This is a genomic window from Novosphingobium panipatense, assembly GCF_900182875.1.
GTDB lineage: Bacteria > Pseudomonadota > Alphaproteobacteria > Sphingomonadales > Sphingomonadaceae > Novosphingobium > Novosphingobium panipatense.
The window spans coordinates 111,389-127,433 of sequence record NZ_FXUI01000003.1 but is presented as its reverse complement, the minus strand read 5'-3'; the positions used below and the strand labels follow the sequence as shown (position 1 = coordinate 127,433).

Here is a 16,045-nt window from a genome sequence, read left to right as displayed (position 1 = left end):
GAACATATAGGGAACAACCGAGTCGATGCTGATCCATGCCTGCCCTACCCCCCACCCCCTCGACCAGACGCGCATCTGCGCCTCCGTCCTGCGCAGAAACGCTGGCCACACTGCGCCAGGAGCTTGCAAGCGTCCGTCCGGCCAACTGTCCGGCGCTTCCCTTCGACCTGCCGGAGATCGACGGCCAGCTGGCCGACGCGGGGCTTGATTCCAGCGGCCTGCATGAAGTTGCCGCCGCCACCGCAAGCCTGAACGACGACGCCGCCGCAACGCTGTTCCTTGCGGGTGTCGCGGGTCGGTTCGCCACACATCCGAACTCGACGATGCTGTGGGCTGTCACCGCCTTTGACCTTTATGCCCCGGGGCTGGAGCAAGTCGGGCTGAACCCGGGGAAAGTCCTTTACGGCCAGGGGCGCAAGGACGCCGAAGTTCTCGCCATGGCGGAAGATGCCTTGCGAGACGGTTCGCTGGCCTGTGTCGTGGCGGAAGTGAAGGCTGCAGACATGACGGCCACGCGCCGCCTTCAACTGGCCGCCTCCGATGGCCAGACGCCGATGCTGCTCTATCGCCGGCACCGCTCTCGCGAGGGATGTCCGCTGCGCACGCCCTCCTCTGCCATGACACGCTGGCGCATCGGGTGCCTCGCGTCCGAACGCCTGCCCTGGCCGGGAGTTGGCAGGGCTCGCTGGCAGGTGGAATTGGTCCGCCAGCGGAACGGCAATCCTTTCACTCTCGAACTGGAGGCGTGCGATGCCGAGGGTCGCCTCGCTCTTCCTGCCTCAGCTGCCGATCGAGCGGCTGCGCAGGAAAGAGCGGCCAGCCACGCCGCTTGAAGGCTCCGCGCCGGCAAGGCCCCGCCTCGCCGACCCCATCGACGACGATCCGGGCGCCTGCTCCGTGCCGCGGGGCGGCGGCTGGCGTCCGGGGGCACGCTGGGCACGCGACGACGCATCCGGGCGTCGCCCTTCTCAGTCGGACCTCGACCGATTACCGGCGCATCAGCGTCCGACGATGCGCGAGATGGGACGGCGCAGCGAACCGGCGGGGCACCCCTTCAAGGCAAGGCATCGGGATGAAGCCGCTGCCATGACAGCCCCGGCGCCCGGTCCCGGCCTGGCCTGGGGCCGCCCCATGGTCCTGATCCTGCGGGAGGGGCAGCGCGAGGTGATCAGTTCCGCCTGTCCGCTTGCTCTCGAACTCGGGCTCTATCCCGGCATGACGGCAGCGCACGCGCGGGCGCTGATTGCCGATCTGGACGTTCGCGAGGCCGAGCCCGCAGCCGATCGCGCCCTGCTCGACCGGCTGGCCCTTCATGCGGCACGGCAATGGACGCCCACGGCAAGCGTGTCGGGGGCGGACGGGCTGTGGCTCGACCTCACCGGGACGACTCATCTGTTCGGAGGCGAGGAGCGCTTCTGCCGCAGGCTCACCGCCTTCATGAACCGTCTGGGGCTTACCGTGCGGATTGCCGTCGCGGGTACGCCGGGGGCGGCACACGCTCTGGCGCGCTTCGGCAGCGCGGCCATGACCCTGCTGCCTTCCGGAAAGGAGGCCGAGGCGATGGCTGACCTTCCGCTTGCCGCCCTGCGGTTGCAACCCGAAGCCCTGACCGCCGCCGCCCGGTTCGGGCTGGAACGGATAGCAGACCTCTACCCTATGCCTCGAGGCCCGCTGGCGCGCAGGCTCGGTCTTCGCACGGTGGAGCGGCTCGACCAGGCGCGCGGAAGCGTGGCGGAGCCGATCACGCCGGTCCTTCCCGTGGAGGCGCCCCGGGTCACGCGCCAGTTTCTTGAACCAATCGGCACGCCCGAGAGCATCGCGCAGGTCATTGCCGATCTGGTCGATGACCTCGCAACCGTCCTGCAGCGCCGGGCGCTGGGCGCACGGACCGTGGTGCTGATGGCGGACCGGATCGATGGCGAAGTGCAGCGCCTGATCATCGGTGCTTCGCGGGCGACCCGGGACAAGGCGCACCTGAAACGCATGTTCGGCCTGAAGATGGCGCAACTCGATCCCGGCTTGGGGATCGAGGCCATGCACCTGCTGGTGCCGCATCACGAGCCGCTGACCGCGCAGGCCGCCGGCACGCTGGTCGAGAGTTCCGGGGCGGCGCATGATTTGGCTCCGCTGATCGATCAGCTTGCCATGCGTGCCGGCCCTTCCGCCCTGTTCCGGATGTCCTCGCGCGAAAGCGACGTGCCGGAACGGGCGATGCGCCGCGTTTCCCCTCTCGCTTCCCCGAAAGGCTGGCCGGAATGGAAACGCCCCGTCCGCCTGCTGCAGCGCCCCGAAGCCTTGTCCGGGGTGGTGGCCCTGATGCCGGACCACCCCCCGCGCCGGTTCACCTGGCGCCGCCAGGACTATCGCGTAGTCGCTGGCGACGGGCCTGAACGCATCCATGGCGAATGGTGGCGCAACGGCCGCGAGATGTGGGCGGTGCGGGACTATTTCCGTGTCGAAACGCAAGACGGCATGCGCTTCTGGCTGTTCCGGCGGGGGGACGGCGTCGACGCGCTGACGGGCGATCTCACCTGGTACATGCACGGGATGTTCGGGTGATGGCGACCTACGTCGAGCTTCAGGTAACCAGCCACTTCTCTTTCCTGCGCGGCGCTTCCTCGCCCGAGGAGCTGTTCGCCGCCGCCGCGAACCTCGGTCACACCGCCATGGGGCTGGCCGACTGGAGCACGGTGGCCGGGGTGGTGCGTGGGTGGGATGGCCAGAAGACCACCGGCGTCCGCATGATCCCGGGATCCCGGGTCAACCTGACCGATGGCCGCGCGCTGCTGCTTTACCCGCAGACGCGCGCGGGATGGTCACGGCTCACCCGCCTGCTTTCCCTTGGAAAGGGACGAGGGGGGAAGGGCCGCTGCATCCTCCACTGGGCGGACATCGCGGCCCATTCGCAGGACATGATCGCCATCCTGGTGCCTGACAAGGCGGACGCTGGTACGGCCGCGCACCTTGGGGAGCTGCGCGAGGTCTTCGGTTCGCGGGGCTATTGCGCCCTGTCTCTGCGGCGCAGGCCCGACGATGCGGAGCGCCTCCACACGCTTCAGGCGCAGGCCCGTGCCGCACGCATCCGCGCCGTTGCCACCGGGGATGTCCTCTACCACTGCCCGGAACTGCGCCCCTTGCAGGACGTCGTCACGGCCATTCGGGAGAAGTGCACCATCGACGAACTGGGCTTTCGCCGCCAACGCTTCATGGAGCGCGACCTCGCCTCTCCCGAAGAGATGGAGCGTCGCTTCGCCGCCTTTCCGGAGGCGATCCAGGCCAGTGCCGATATCGCCCGCCAGTGCACCTTCGATCTGGGCGAGATCCAGTACCAATACCCTTACGAAGAGGTGATGGAGGGGCGAACCGCGCAGGAAGCCCTCGCCTCCCTCACCGATGCGGCCGCCCGCGAGAAATTCGGCGGCGAGATACCCACGGCCTATCGCGAACAGATCGACCATGAACTCGCCTTGATCGAGAAGCTCGGTTACGCCCCGTATTTCCTCACCGTTCACGCAATCGTGGCGGAAAGCCGGCGACGGGGTATCCTCTGCCAGGGCCGTGGATCGGCCGCCAACAGCTGCGTCTGCTACCTGTTGGGCGTCACCTCGATTGACCCGGTCAAGCACGAGCTGCTGTTCGAGCGGTTCGTCTCCGGCGAACGCCGGGAACCGCCGGACATCGATGTCGATTTCGAGCATGAACGGCGCGAGGAAATCATCCAGTGGATCTACGAGACCTATGGCCGCGACCGCTCGGCCCTGACGGCCGTCGTCACGCGCTACCGCACACGCGGAGCGGTGGCCGAAGTCGGCAAGGCCCTCGGCCTACCCCGTGACCTGACGAAGATGCTGACCGGCCTCGTCTGGGGCTGGTCGATGGACGGAATCCCGCAGGAGCAGATCGAGAGCCTCAACCTCAACGCGGAAGACCACCGCCTCAAGCTGACGCTGGAACTGGCCCGCCAGCTGATCGGCACCCCCCGCCATCTCTCCCAGCATCCGGGTGGCTTCGTGCTCACCCAGGACCGGCTGGACGACCTCGTGCCGATCGAACCGGCACGAATGGTCGACCGCCAGATCATCGAATGGGACAAGGACGATATCGACGCCCTCAAGTTCATGAAGGTCGACGTGCTGGGCCTCGGGATGCTCGGCTGCATGAACCGCGCCTTCGTGCTGCTGGAGCAGGAAAAGGGCATCCGCGTCAGCATGGCGGACCTGCAGGATGACGATCCGGGAGTCTACGGCATGATTCAGAAGGCCGATACTCTCGGCGTCTTCCAGATCGAAAGCCGGGCGCAGATGGCGATGCTGCCCCGCATGAAGCCCAAGGAGTTCTACGACCTTGTGATCGAGGTGGCCATCGTGCGGCCTGGCCCGATCCAGGGAGACATGGTCCACCCCTACCTGCGCCGCCGGGAAGGCAAGGAAACGCCCGAGTACCCGCGCGACGAACTGCGGGGCGTGCTGGAGAAAACCCTGGGCGTGCCGCTCTTCCAGGAACAGGCCATGAAAGTCGCCATCGTGGGCGCGGGATTCACGCCGGTCGAGGCGGACCAGCTGCGCCGGGCCATGGCGACCTTCAAGCTCACCGGCGGCGTCACGCACTTCTACGATAAGCTGGTGGGCGGCATGGTCAGCCGGGGCTACCCCCGGGACTTCGCCGAACGCACCTTCAAGCAGATCGAAGGCTTCGGCTCCTACGGCTTTCCCGAAAGCCATGCCGCCTCCTTCGCCAAGATCACCTATGCCTCCTGCTGGATGAAGTACCATCATCCGGACGTGTTCTGCGCCGCTCTCCTCAACGCGCAGCCGATGGGGTTCTACGCCCCGGCCCAGATCGTCCGCGACGCCCGCGAACATGGCGTGGAAGTGCGCCCGGCCTGCGTGAACACGAGCCACTGGGACTGCACCCTGGAGCCCACGTCCGGCCGCTGGAAGGCGGTGCGTCTGGGCCTCCGGCAGGCGCGCGGCCTTGCCAACGCGCACGGCGCCGCGATCGTGGCGGCCCGGGGACCGGAGCCTTACACGAGCATCGAGGACGTCTGGCGCCGCGCAGGCGTTCCCCGCGCCGCGATCGAACGCCTGGCCGAGGCCGACGCCTTCCACTCCCTTGCCGAGAACCGGCGGCAGGGCCTCTGGAAGGTGAAGGGACTCGACGAAGCCCCCCTGCCCCTGTTCGCCGCGACGGATGCGCGCAGCGGCACGATCTCACCCCAGGGCCAGGAACCCGCCGTCGCTCTCAGGACCATGACCGCCGGGCGGGAGGTGGTGGAGGATTACCGCTCCCTGCAGCTGTCGCTTCGCGGTCACCCTCTGCAATTCCTGCGCTCGCAACTGGACCGCATGCGCATCGTGCGTTGCGCCGATCTTCTGTCGATGCGGGACGGCCGCAATGTGGAGGTCGCCGGCGTTATTCTCGTGCGGCAACGCCCCGGTTCGGCGAAGGGGGTCCTCTTCGTGACGATCGAGGATGAAACCGGGGTGGCGCAAGGCATCCTCTGGCCCAAGACGTTCGAGACTTACCGCCGCCAGGTCATGTCCGCTTCCATGATCGCCATGCGGGGCCGACTTCAGAAGGAAGGCGACGTCATTCACATCATCTGCGACCGCATCATCGATCATGATACGCTCCTGCGCTCGATCGGCAGCAAGGACTTTTCCGTCATGCCTGGTCGCGGCGATGGCGCCTCCCACGGCGGTGGCCCCGACCCGCGCGATCCCGGCTTCCCCCGCGGCCGAACCCTCGCATCGCCGCCGCCTTTCGGGGTCGGCCAGGGGCAGGACGACATCGTCCCGATCCGCAGCCATGACTTCCACTGAGACCAACCTCCCCCTGTGTTCTGCCGTGTTCAAGCCGCAGGGACGGATTGAAGCAGTTGTTCCAGTGCCGCGAGTTCCGTACGTATGCGCTGTTCGCGATCGGCCCCACCTGCGGAATGGACACGCAGCTGCGAGCTCAGGAAGCTTGAGAACAGCGCCGCCTCCATGATGCCGACGCGTCTGGAGTGGCCCACCATGTCCTGCAGCGTGCCACGGGACGTCCGGCCCCGCATGTAACGCAGCTGCGCCCCGAACTGGCTGAGCGCGGCGTCGCGGGCGGTGGCCACGAACAGTTCGTCCGTGCCGCGTGTGGTGCCCCCGCGCCGGATCATGTCGACCATGTCGTTCGCGGCACCGCCATGTCCGGAGGTTCGAGACGGCATCCGCTGGACGTTGACGCGGTAGAGCCCCTCGAACGCGCCTTCGTACAAGGCAAGCTTGGTGCGGAACTTGTGCGAAACGGTGCCCAGCGTCAGTCCGGCTCGCTCTGCCACGGCACGATGCGTCAGGCGGGCCAGCCCTTGCTTGTCGATGATGTCCGCAGCGGCGCCCACGATCCGTGCCGCCGTCTCATCCCGCTCCGGCAGGACCGGCATCGAAGCCAGGGCTTCCTCACGCGCGAATTCCCGCCATGGCGCAGGCGGCATGGCCGTGCCGGTCAGCCAGGCCGTCAGCGCTCGCGCGGTCTCCTCCAGCGCCGGGCGATCAATGAGTCGACGCCAGCGGATCATGTGGAGGAAGCTTTCGTTGTCAAAGACGCGCTGCACGACCATGCTTTTCGCAGGCAGGCCGAAGCGCTCCGTCGCGTCTGTCCAGAACCCTTCCCAGAGCTGCTCCCACTTCTGCGCCGTCTGCCGGAACAGCGCAGACTGGTTTGCGACCAACTGGCATTCGCGCCATGCGAAGGCGAGTTCGCGCGCCTCCTCGCACCAGGAATCCACCACCTGAGCGAAGAAGCCCGCGAAGGCGGCAGGCGATGCCTGCAGACCCGCCACCTGATCCATCTGCGCCTTGCACCAACGCCCCGCCCTAGATAGGCACTCCCCTTGCGCAGCCGCAAACAAGTGTTCCATTGAACCGAAGTGGTGGTAGATGGAGGAGACCGGGACAGCCGTGAGAGCACTGATCTGCCGCGCGGACATGGCTGCCGCCCCGACGGATGCCCATTGTGTGCGGACTGCAGCAATAAGGCGATCATAGGACGTGTTTTCAAAGCTTTTGAGATCGGTCATGAACGGCGGAATCCGGTGTCAGGAGGTTCCATCTAGCAGATCGCACAGCCGCAATCGAGTGAGGACGGCGGTTCCTTACAGTCGTCAAAACGCCCGAAAAGTGTCACTCAGCATACATACACACGTTCTAGCTGCCGCATCGCACCGGCTCGGTGAGATCATGTTTGGGGCAGCTCGTGAAACTGAACACTTGTGTATTCCTACGCTCTACGGCCGTCGCTGGAGCGCTTTCGGCGGCGCTCGCGGGTGCGGCCTTTGCTCATGCTGAAGAACCGGCGGCCGAGGCCCCGGTCGGCGAGGACATCGTCGTGACGGGCTCCATCGTCTCGGCCCAGCAGGACTCGATCGAGGCCAAGCGGGTGATGGACAACCTCGCCGACGTTGCTGCATCGGACGCGGTCGGTCGCTTCCCGGACCAGAACGCCGCCGCCGCGCTCTCCCGCCTGCCCGCCGTCGCGGTGCAGCGCGATCAGGGGCAGGAACGTTACATCCAGGTCCGAGGCGCGCCGAACCGCTGGACCTCGGTAAGCATCGACGGCGTTCCCATGGCGGGCGTCGACGAAGGCGGCGACACTCGCGCCTTCCGTTTCGATGCCATTCCTGCGGTGCTGCTCTCGCAGATGGTGGTCAACAAGTCGCTGACCTCGGACCTTCAGGCGGACGCGGTCGTCGCCACGATCGACCTTCGCACGTACTCCCCGATGGAGCAGAAGGGACTGCACGTCTCCGGCGACGCCGGCTACGGCTTCATGGGCCTGGGCAACGGCGAGCAGCGCCAGGGCTCGCTGCGCCTGTCCTGGTCGAACGACACCTTCGGCTTCGTGCTCGGCGGCTCGCATTATCGCCGCAAGCAGCTCACCGACAACCGGGAGGTCGGCGCCTACGACGCCAACGGCCCCACGGAGTTCGACGTGCGCCAGTACCAGATCGAACGCTGGAATAACGGCCTCTTCGCGGGCGTTGAATACCAGCCGGAAGAAGGCAGGCGCATCTACGCCAAGGGCATCTTCTCCGAATTCAACGACAACGAACAGCGCAACCAGTACGAGTTCCGGCTCGACCGCGCGACCGGCGGCACCCGCACGCTGGCCTCAGGCGACCTGACCGGCGTGCCGCTGCGGGGCAGCTTCAATTTTGGCGAATATCGCAACCGCAATTACATCGGCACGATCGGCGGCGATTACGAAGGCGATGACAGCTTCAATGCCTCGTTCAAATTCAACTACGCCCGCACGGAGAACACCAGCTACCTGCCGCTCGTCCAGTCCTCAACCAGCGGCGCGAACAACCTGGACCTGACTTACGACAATTCCGACCCGCGCTTTCCGATCGTCTCGATCGTCGGCGACTTCGACCAGGCGAGCCTGAGCACCGCGGGCACATACATGATTACCGCGCGGCAGAAGACGGTGTCGGACAGCTACACCGCCAAGCTCGACCTGTCGAAGCAGATGGGCGACATCAGGCTCTCGGCGGGTGGCCTCTACATCGACCGCGACGTGGCCGGTAACAATTTCTCCTCGTCGAACATCGTCTACATCGGCGCGCTGAGCGCGGCGGTGGGCGAACCGTTCGACGTCAACAGCTACGTCACCGACAAGCCATGGGATACCGGCTTTCCGCTTGGGGTGCAGCTGAACTACGTCGACAACGTCGCGATGCGCCGCGACGTCGACAGCCTGCTCGGGCGGTTCGAGGCGGCAGGGCTCTACGATCCCTCGCTCGACGTGCCGACCACCGACAAGTACGCCCAGCGCGAGCAGACCCTGGCCGGTTACGTGATGGCCAAGGTTGAAAGCGGCCCCCTGACCGCCGTGGGCGGCATGCGCGTGGAGAACTACGTCCTCGACAACAGTGGCTCGGTGCTGGCGGGTAGCACCTACACCCCGCTGACGCGCCACACCAGCAAGACCGACTTCTTCCCCAGCCTCAACCTCAAGTACGCCGCCACCGACAATCTCGTGCTGCGCCTTGCCGGCCAACGCGGCGTGTCCCGCCCGGCCTATGGCGCGATCCGCGTCGGCGCGTCGATCAACGACACCGACAGCCCCGGCACCATTGCGGGCGGCAACCCGGCACTCAAGCCCGAGTACACCTGGGGTGCGGACGCCAGCATCGAATACTACCTGCCCGGCAACGGCATGATTGCGATCGCGGGCTTCTACCGTTCGGTGGACAATGTCCTGTACCAGGCGCAGAATCCGGTGGGATCAGACTTCTACAACTTCGGCGGGGTCGACCGTTCGGGATATCTGCTGACCGGCACCTATAACGGCGACAAGGGCAAGCTCTACGGCGTCGAGTTCAACGTGCTCAAGCAGTTTGACTTCCTGCCGGGCGCGCTCGGCGGCTTCGGCGTGCAGGGTAACCTGACGCTTCTGGACGGTAATTTCGACACGCCGACCGAGAACAACATCGCCTTCCAGGGCATGTCGGACACAATCGCCAACGCCTCGCTGTTCTACGAAAAGTACGGTCTCTCCGCGCGCGTAAGCTACCAGTGGCGTTCGGATTGGCTGGATTCCCTGGGTGGCTTCGGCAGCGGCGAATACCGCAAGGGCTACGAGAACCTCGACGTGTCGCTGCGCTATGCGCTGACCGACACCTTCACGCTGTTCGCCGACCTCGCGAACCTTACCGACGAAACTTACGTCGCCTACCAGGGCACCACCGCCATGCCGACCGAGGTCGAGCAGATTGGCGCGCGCTACCTGTTCGGCATCCGTTTCAGCTACTAACCGGGAGAACCGAAAATGAAGAACGTGATTTCGACTGCCGCAATGATGGCGCTGGCTCTTGCCGCTCTGCCGGCCAACGCCCGCGAACCCGCGACGCTGACGCGTATCGACGCAGCCACCGTCGAACTGAAGCGAGACGACACGGCTCCGGTTACGGTGTGGATCAGCGCCGACCCCTTGCTGGACGGCGGCGACCAGCGTTTCGCGGCCGTCAGCAACGACAGCGTGTTCAAGCTGCCGATCGCCGCGACCGATCGCCGCTACGTCATCCTTGAAGGCAAAAATGCAAAGAGCCGCACCATCGTTGCCGAGCGCGTCCTCCCCCTGCAGCAGGGCAGCAACTTCCGCGATGTGGGCGGCTACGTCACCAGGGGCGGCCGCACGGTGAAGTGGGACAAGGCGTTCCGCTCGGGCGCGATGCCGCTCCTTACCGATGCCGATTACGCCCTGCTGGGGCAGCTCGGGATCGACAACGTGGTCGACCTGCGTTCGCTCGAGGAGCGCGAGGTGGCGCCCGATCTGCTCGACGACAAGCTCGGGGCGCTGTTCATCGCCAACGACTATTCGCTCCGCCCGCTCATGGCCAAGATGGCGCAAGGCGGCGGCGAGAACATGTACGCCGGCATGGAGAAGATGCTGGCGCCGCAGTTCCGCTCCCTGTTCCGCCGCCTCATCGCGGACGAGGGCGCCGTGGTCTACCACTGCTCGGCCGGGCAGGACCGCACCGGCATGGCAACGGCCATCCTTTACGACGTGCTCGGCGTGGACCGCGAGACGATCCTGAAGGACTATCACCTCTCCACCGAACTGCGCCGTCCGGAATTCGAGATGCCCAAGGTCGATCCCAAGGACTATCCGAACAACCCTATCCTGAAATACTACGTGGCAGCCGACGACGGCAAAGCGCGAAAGGCGGAACCCCTCTACACCCCGAGCGGCGCATCGCACCTCGCGCAGTTCTTCGCTTATCTCGACAAGCAGTACGGTGGTTCGGAGGCATACCTGCGCACACTCGGCTTCACCGACGCAGACTTCGCGAAACTGCGCGAAACGATGCTCACCTGAACCGGGAGGGGCAGGAGGCGCCACTCGGCACCGCCCTGCCCCGCCCGCCCGATCAGGAACAGGATCCCCGATCCCGATCCGCAGCAAATGCGGCAGTTCACCCGGTGTCTCCGAGAAGCTTTCTCACATCCACGTCAGGAAGGCTTATCGGCGAACAACGGCGCCCTTCGCCGTATCGGCTACAAGGGTAAAATGACTGCCCACGGTTTTCGCTCCATGGCCAGCACGTTGCTGAACGAGTCGAGCAAGTGGAACCCGGATGCCATCGAAGCTGCGCTCGCTCATAAAGTTGGGAACACGACACGAGCTACGTACAACCGTGGCACTTATTGGAACGGGCGCGTTGAAATGATGCAGTGGTGGAGCGACTGGCTCGACGAACTCAGAGCAAAAGGGGCCTGATCCAAGGCCCCTTTCGAGGCCCCCAAAAGGCCCCCACGTGGTCGCGGCTGGGGGCCTTTACAGACGATCGTTCGCGAACGCTGGATAAGCAAAAAGCCCCGGTTTCCCGGGGCTTTCGGCTATTTACGGCCACCTTCGAAAAGGTGAATGGTGCCAGAAGAGGACTCACGTCTACCATCCTTTCTGTATTTAAATCAGTATTTTAGGAGATGTGGTTTTTGGAAAGGCCCACAATTCCGCCCGCTGTAGGCAACTAACGTATTGGTTCGATGCCTTTTTAGGGACTCTGGCAATTTCAAAGTCTCAGAATTCCGCCATTCCTGCGTTGGAACAAACGCAGAAAATGGGCCTTTTGATTCGGGCCCAGGACGGCCCCTTATCTCGTCATGCATCTCGCGGCCTCCCCTCTACGAGACTCACCTCGAGCGAGCGCATTTCGGCAAGCGTAGAGAAGTAGATGCTCAAGCCAGTGGCCTCGCCTCGGTGGAGTTCATCGCAATCCACCTGGACATGGGTAATCGCCTTGGACGCGATCAGCCCTGGCAATGGCCAAATTGCGTCCGAGGGCAAGTAAGCCACCATCGAACGAAGGTTCTTGCGAAGGGTCAAGGATAGATGCGCGCGCTCAGCAGACTGGGATACGTCGGGCAGAAATCGCTCGCAGGCCAGCCTAATTTCGATCTCTTTTCCCCTGTGCTGCTCAAGCTTTTCACAGGTCTCCACGATCAAGCAGTTCAGCCGGACGAATGTCTCGTCTAGTCGGCGCTCCGGCCCGTCGTCGCCGAGATAATATGTAGGTGAAGCCGCCTGAATCTCAGCCTTGAGGCAGTAGACTGGCCTGAGCATTGCCTTCTTTTTGCGTCTGACTTTGGTCATCTCAACTCTCTCAGACAATGCGATGGTGAGCATCGCCACTTTCGAGGAAGCTACATGCCGATCGGAACGAAACCAATTAGCTGATCATGATCGAGCCGGGCCGGTTTACAACGTTGCCTCCGGCCATCCCGATCAAGCTCGCTTGCTCGCCACATAGGACCCTGGCCGGATCGGCATCGCCAGCGAGACTGGGAAGTTGTCGGCAGATGAACGCTAAGCGTCGCCTTAGGCAAGGCCGGTTGCCTACGCGTCCCGGCTGATTGGGACGACCATGCGGTCATCGCTGACAACCAGAAGTTCCACTGTCAGACCTGCGGACTTCCAGCGGCCGTCAGTCGCAGGCCTACGGCCTTGGCGGCGGCCAATGCTTTACCGAGTTGTGCGGTGGGCTTGCCTGCTTCTCAGTCGACAATGAAGCGTTGGCCGCTGTTGACGGCGAGCGCCAGTTCCCGCTGGGTGAGTCCTAAGGCCTTGCGAGCGGAGGCAACGGCGGCGCCGAACTGGGAGGAATCTTCAATCATACAATTCTTACCGAGCGGGAAGATCGCATGGTCACGATCAGTCTTCAATAGGATTTCTTACCGATCGGGAAGTCAAGATCCGCCACTTTGGCAGGCCTGGCCCAATTACCTACGCCGGGGTGAGCGCCCCAGAAAACGATGCGGGGTCCAGGCCTGCCCCTCCCGCAGGAGGAACTCGTCATGTGCGAGCCGGGTCAAAGGAGGATCCGGACTTCCACATGTGAAGCATGACGACGGCTAGCTTTCGGGCAACAGCAACCCTGGCCTTCGACAAGCCGACTTTCTTCCTCAGTGCCAGCCCCCATGTCTGCAACCCGCTTTCTGCCTTAGTCGAGCACAACAAGACAGTGGCAGCCGAGACCAGGTGGGTCCGGGTAAGCTTGCTGCCGAACCGGCTGATCCGGCCGACCCGGGCGAGAACGCCGGATTGATGGATTGAGGGGGTCAGTCCGAAATAGGGACCGACGTCTCGCGTTCGCTGGAAGCGCGATGGGTCGCCAATCGCGCTGTAGAAGGACAGCGCGGTGATCGGACCAACTCCGGGAACGGTCATAAGGTTCGAACAGACCGGATGTGCGAGAGCCGCTGCGCGAAGACGCTTGTCCATCGCAGCGATATGCGACCGTAGATCCTCAGCGATTGAAATTAGTGGCCGGACATCGGCGTCGACGTCGAGGCCGTCTGCCCGCAAAACTTCCAACTGATCTTCGACGCCGCTGGCGAGCCTGCCCACACCGGTGCTCGTCTTCAGCTTTCCTCCGTGCAAGCGCACGATAGACTGAATCAGGGCGTCCAGCTTCATGCGCTGCTGAATGAGGTTCTTGCGGACATTGAGAAGGCTGCGCAGGTTCTGACAGTCCAGTGGCTTCACGAAAACCTCTGCACCGATCGTGCGGCCGACGCGGCCGAGCTCCGCAAGCCCTCTCGCATCGTTGGAGTCAGTCTTCTGCCGCCGGATGGCAAGGAACTTGGAGGCACGACGAACCTCCGCGACATAAACAGGAAAGCCCTGGGATTGGAGTTCCCTCACCATGTGCGTGCCAACGCCGGCTTCGATGGTGATACGCTGCACGGCTTCGACACCGAAGGGACGCAGGATATCCTTTATCTGACCAGCGTGTGTCTCTCGTTTTCCTTCGAACAGGACTTCGCCGAATTCATCGATGAGGCACACTGCTGTTTCCGTAACTCCCGTATCCAAGCCAACCCAGTATCTTCGAACAGCCAATTCGATCTCCCCAGAAACCATGGAGTTCTGGCACGGCGTCACCTAATCTCGCGGCAGGAGCCCTGCAAACTTCCGACGTCCAGATGCCGCGACCAGAGTAGCAATCGGTGTTGGTTTCAGCGAATGGGATTGCTCCTTTGAATTGCGAAACATGTTCTAGGAAATCGTAGGAATGGCCAAACTGGACCCCCGCCGTGCACTTGATGAGCTCATCAAGGAGCGCGGCGAATCTTATTCTTCGGTTTCGCGTCTGCTGAGCCGCAATCCCGCTTACATCCAGCAGTTCATCAAGCGCGGCAGTCCCACGCGTCTCGACGACAGCGACATTGCGCAGCTGTCTGTGCATTTTGGAGTTCCCGGAGCAATCTTTGGCGGAGACGAGGTTCCGGAAAGCGCCGGGCTGTCGACGATCGCGATCCCTGTTCTTAGCGCCACCGATGCAGAGGACACTCTGGGCCGCGTTCGCCTAGTCGACGAGGCGTGGCTACGTAGTCTCAGTCACAAGCCGACCGGCGTTTCGATCGTTATGGTCGAAGGCGATGCGATGTATCCGACTTTGCGGAACGGCGATGAAGTGCTGATCCAGCGCTACCTGGCCAACGAGAACCCTCGTGACGGACTTTATGTGATCAGGGCCGATGCCGGATTACTTGTGCGCCGGATTGCGCTCGAACCGACCCGAAACCGCATTGCCGTTCTGACTGACAATCCTACCTATCCGAACTGGGATGGCTTGCTGAGGAACGGGGTCCAGATCGTCGGTCGGGTGATATGGGCCGGCTTGCACGTCGCTTGATCGGCTTCCGACTAAGGCGTGAATAGGCCTGCTGGCTCCGCATAGCTTTTGATTGTGCGCTCGGGCCGTTCATGCCAGCCGATGTTGAACGCCCAGTAGGTGGGGAAGAAGTAGAGCGTCGAGTATGGCAGATGCTCATGAATCCATCGAGCCAGGATCCGCCAATCACCTGGCTCTTGATGCTTTGCCCAGAAACTGGGAACGACAACGCAGGCCATTGCTCCCATGTGGCCATGGGCGTCAAGGCGATCCCAGATGTGCCCGGCGTAGTTGCTCTCGTTGGACGCGCAGGTGTAGCCGGCCTTCTTCTTGCGTTGCATTTCGTTGCAGAAGCCGTTGACTTCGCACGAGCGGTAGGCGGAGCGGATGGCGATCCGTCCCCAGTGATCCTGCAGTGGCTCGAGCAGTTCCTCGCAGAGCCGCTTGCCGGCCTTGACGGCCAGGTCAGGGTCATCGGGCGCGTTATTAAGCCCGTGGATCATGGCGACTTCGGAATAGAGCATGTCGCGCATGAAAAAGGATTTGGACAGCTGTACCCGCCCCAATTCTGTGAGCGAAGGAACGGTGCGTGCCGTTCCGAGCCGCTTGACCGGGCCCCCGCCTGGCTCCGCCACCCATCCGATCCGCAGTGCAACACCGTCGCAGATCTTTGCCGGACTTATTGCGCCGACTGGCGCATCTAGAAAGCCCAGGGCCTCGGCAAAGGCCCGGTAATCGTCAACCCAAGAGCGCTTGGGGCAAAAGCTCTGAACGATCATCGCTGCATCGCGCGAGCAATAGCGTTGGGCTTCGATGACAGCGGAGGCCGTGCGGTGGATGAGTTGGTATCGGATTGTCCCGACCGTCGACGGATCGAGATCGAGAATTCGGCATAGCCGCTCCAGGCGTGCCGGGCGTGCGGTTGCATCCCCTTTTGCCTCTGAAAGCCATTCGTGGACTGTTGGACCGAAAGGCTCGTCCACTTTCGCCTCGACGGCCAGAACGCCAAGACGCCCATCAAGACGAAGGATCGCCATGAGATCGGTCTGGCTCGGTCGCTGACCATCACCAAGGTCGACCGGGCGCTCAAAAAACGCATCGACCAATGTGGCTCCCTTGAACGCGGGGTCATGATCGAGAGCCGATTTCACTGAAGGCGGAAGCCCGTTCGCAGAAAACCAGAGATCGGCCACCGATTTGGCAGAACGACCTGGCTGCCAATGCGTTGGAGATCCGAGGTGATGGATCACGTCTTCGGGTCGCAATACCGGGACATGCAGGCGGCGGATGGTCGATTCACTTTGCATGGCACCGAGCTTCTTTTCTTCCAGCACTATGTCAACAGCAGACAATAGGCCCACGGTCATACGACGAGCTCGCCTTGAG

11 protein-coding genes and 1 pseudogene are annotated in these 16,045 nt (G+C 63.7%); 7 read left to right on the top strand and 5 right to left on the bottom strand.

Features of this window, described 5'->3' with window-relative positions; translation table 11 throughout:
• Window positions 1-35 precede the first annotated feature (35 nt).
• From QOL62_RS05850 to QOL62_RS05840, 3 genes are read left to right on the top strand one after another with little or no spacing between them, the layout of a single operon-like run.
• On the top strand, window positions 36-833 hold the full coding sequence (locus tag QOL62_RS05850; RefSeq protein ID WP_283405562.1) for an ImuA family protein: 798 nt from the start codon (window positions 36-38) through the stop codon (window positions 831-833).
• Entirely contained in the window at window positions 751-2,559 is a 1,809-nt protein-coding gene (locus tag QOL62_RS05845; RefSeq protein WP_346770667.1) for a DUF6504 family protein, read from the top strand. The genes QOL62_RS05850 and QOL62_RS05845 overlap by 83 nt, the downstream gene beginning before the upstream one ends.
• Complete coding sequence (locus QOL62_RS05840; RefSeq protein WP_283405561.1) at window positions 2,559-5,822, top strand: error-prone DNA polymerase; 3,264 nt, start codon at window positions 2,559-2,561, stop codon at window positions 5,820-5,822. The genes QOL62_RS05845 and QOL62_RS05840 overlap by 1 nt, the downstream gene beginning before the upstream one ends.
• A 29-nt stretch (window positions 5,823-5,851) precedes the next feature.
• On the opposite strand, the gene QOL62_RS05835 is transcribed toward QOL62_RS05840, so the two are convergent.
• A complete protein-coding gene (locus QOL62_RS05835) occupies window positions 5,852-7,054 on the bottom strand; it encodes a TetR family transcriptional regulator (protein ID WP_283405560.1) in 1,203 nt (400 codons plus the stop codon).
• A gap of 176 nt (window positions 7,055-7,230) precedes the next feature.
• Between QOL62_RS05835 and QOL62_RS05830 the strand changes: the two genes are divergently transcribed.
• From QOL62_RS05830 to QOL62_RS05820, 3 genes and pseudogenes are all read left to right on the top strand, one after another.
• Window positions 7,231-9,792, top strand: a complete 2,562-nt coding sequence (locus tag QOL62_RS05830) for a TonB-dependent receptor (protein WP_283405559.1) — start codon at window positions 7,231-7,233, stop codon at window positions 9,790-9,792.
• Between the two features lie 15 nt (window positions 9,793-9,807).
• Window positions 9,808-10,857 carry a tyrosine-protein phosphatase gene (locus QOL62_RS05825; protein WP_283405558.1) on the top strand — a complete coding sequence of 350 codons (1,050 nt, stop codon included), beginning with the start codon at window positions 9,808-9,810 and terminating at the stop codon, window positions 10,855-10,857.
• 156 nt (window positions 10,858-11,013) lie between these two features.
• Window positions 11,014-11,259, top strand: a pseudogene (locus QOL62_RS05820) (tyrosine-type recombinase/integrase); the annotation flags it as partial.
• Between the two features lie 384 nt (window positions 11,260-11,643).
• Here the strand turns inward: QOL62_RS05820 and QOL62_RS05815 are convergent.
• The 3 genes from QOL62_RS05815 to QOL62_RS05805 all read right to left on the bottom strand — a co-directional run bounded on the left by QOL62_RS05815 (window position 11,644) and on the right by QOL62_RS05805 (window position 13,905).
• Entirely contained in the window at window positions 11,644-12,174 is a 531-nt protein-coding gene (locus tag QOL62_RS05815) for a hypothetical protein (protein WP_283405557.1), read from the bottom strand.
• Between the two features lie 362 nt (window positions 12,175-12,536).
• Complete coding sequence (locus QOL62_RS05810) at window positions 12,537-12,704, bottom strand: helix-turn-helix domain-containing protein (RefSeq protein ID WP_283405556.1); 168 nt, start codon at window positions 12,702-12,704, stop codon at window positions 12,537-12,539.
• A 130-nt stretch (window positions 12,705-12,834) separates the two neighbouring features.
• Window positions 12,835-13,905, bottom strand: a complete 1,071-nt coding sequence (locus QOL62_RS05805) for an IS110 family RNA-guided transposase (protein ID WP_273301962.1) — start codon at window positions 13,903-13,905, stop codon at window positions 12,835-12,837.
• A gap of 151 nt (window positions 13,906-14,056) precedes the next feature.
• Between QOL62_RS05805 and QOL62_RS05800 the strand changes: the two genes are divergently transcribed.
• Window positions 14,057-14,680: a S24 family peptidase gene (locus QOL62_RS05800; protein ID WP_283405555.1), complete on the top strand. Its 624-nt coding sequence runs from the start codon at window positions 14,057-14,059 to the stop codon at window positions 14,678-14,680.
• 11 nt (window positions 14,681-14,691) lie between these two features.
• Here the strand turns inward: QOL62_RS05800 and QOL62_RS05795 are convergent, their stop codons facing one another.
• Complete coding sequence (locus QOL62_RS05795) at window positions 14,692-16,026, bottom strand: DUF6946 family protein (RefSeq protein ID WP_283405554.1); 1,335 nt, start codon at window positions 16,024-16,026, stop codon at window positions 14,692-14,694.
• Between the last annotated feature and the right edge of the window lie 19 nt (window positions 16,027-16,045).

What these genes read in the sequence shown, in the direction of transcription:
- QOL62_RS05845 (WP_346770667.1), top strand. Translation starts at nt 751, where the DNA reads ATGCCGAGGGTCGCCTCGCTCTTCCTGCCTCAGCTGCCGATCGAGCGG.
- QOL62_RS05850 (WP_283405562.1), top strand. Translation starts at nt 36, where the DNA reads ATGCCTGCCCTACCCCCCACCCCCTCGACCAGACGCGCATCTGCGCCT.
- QOL62_RS05795 (WP_283405554.1), bottom strand. Translation starts at nt 16,026, where the DNA reads ATGACCGTGGGCCTATTGTCTGCTGTTGACATAGTGCTGGAAGAAAAG.
- QOL62_RS05835 (WP_283405560.1), bottom strand. Translation starts at nt 7,054, where the DNA reads ATGACCGATCTCAAAAGCTTTGAAAACACGTCCTATGATCGCCTTATT.
- QOL62_RS05840 (WP_283405561.1), top strand. Translation starts at nt 2,559, where the DNA reads ATGGCGACCTACGTCGAGCTTCAGGTAACCAGCCACTTCTCTTTCCTG.
- QOL62_RS05800 (WP_283405555.1), top strand. Translation starts at nt 14,057, where the DNA reads ATGGCCAAACTGGACCCCCGCCGTGCACTTGATGAGCTCATCAAGGAG.
- QOL62_RS05825 (WP_283405558.1), top strand. Translation starts at nt 9,808, where the DNA reads ATGAAGAACGTGATTTCGACTGCCGCAATGATGGCGCTGGCTCTTGCC.
- QOL62_RS05805 (WP_273301962.1), bottom strand. Translation starts at nt 13,905, where the DNA reads ATGGTTTCTGGGGAGATCGAATTGGCTGTTCGAAGATACTGGGTTGGC.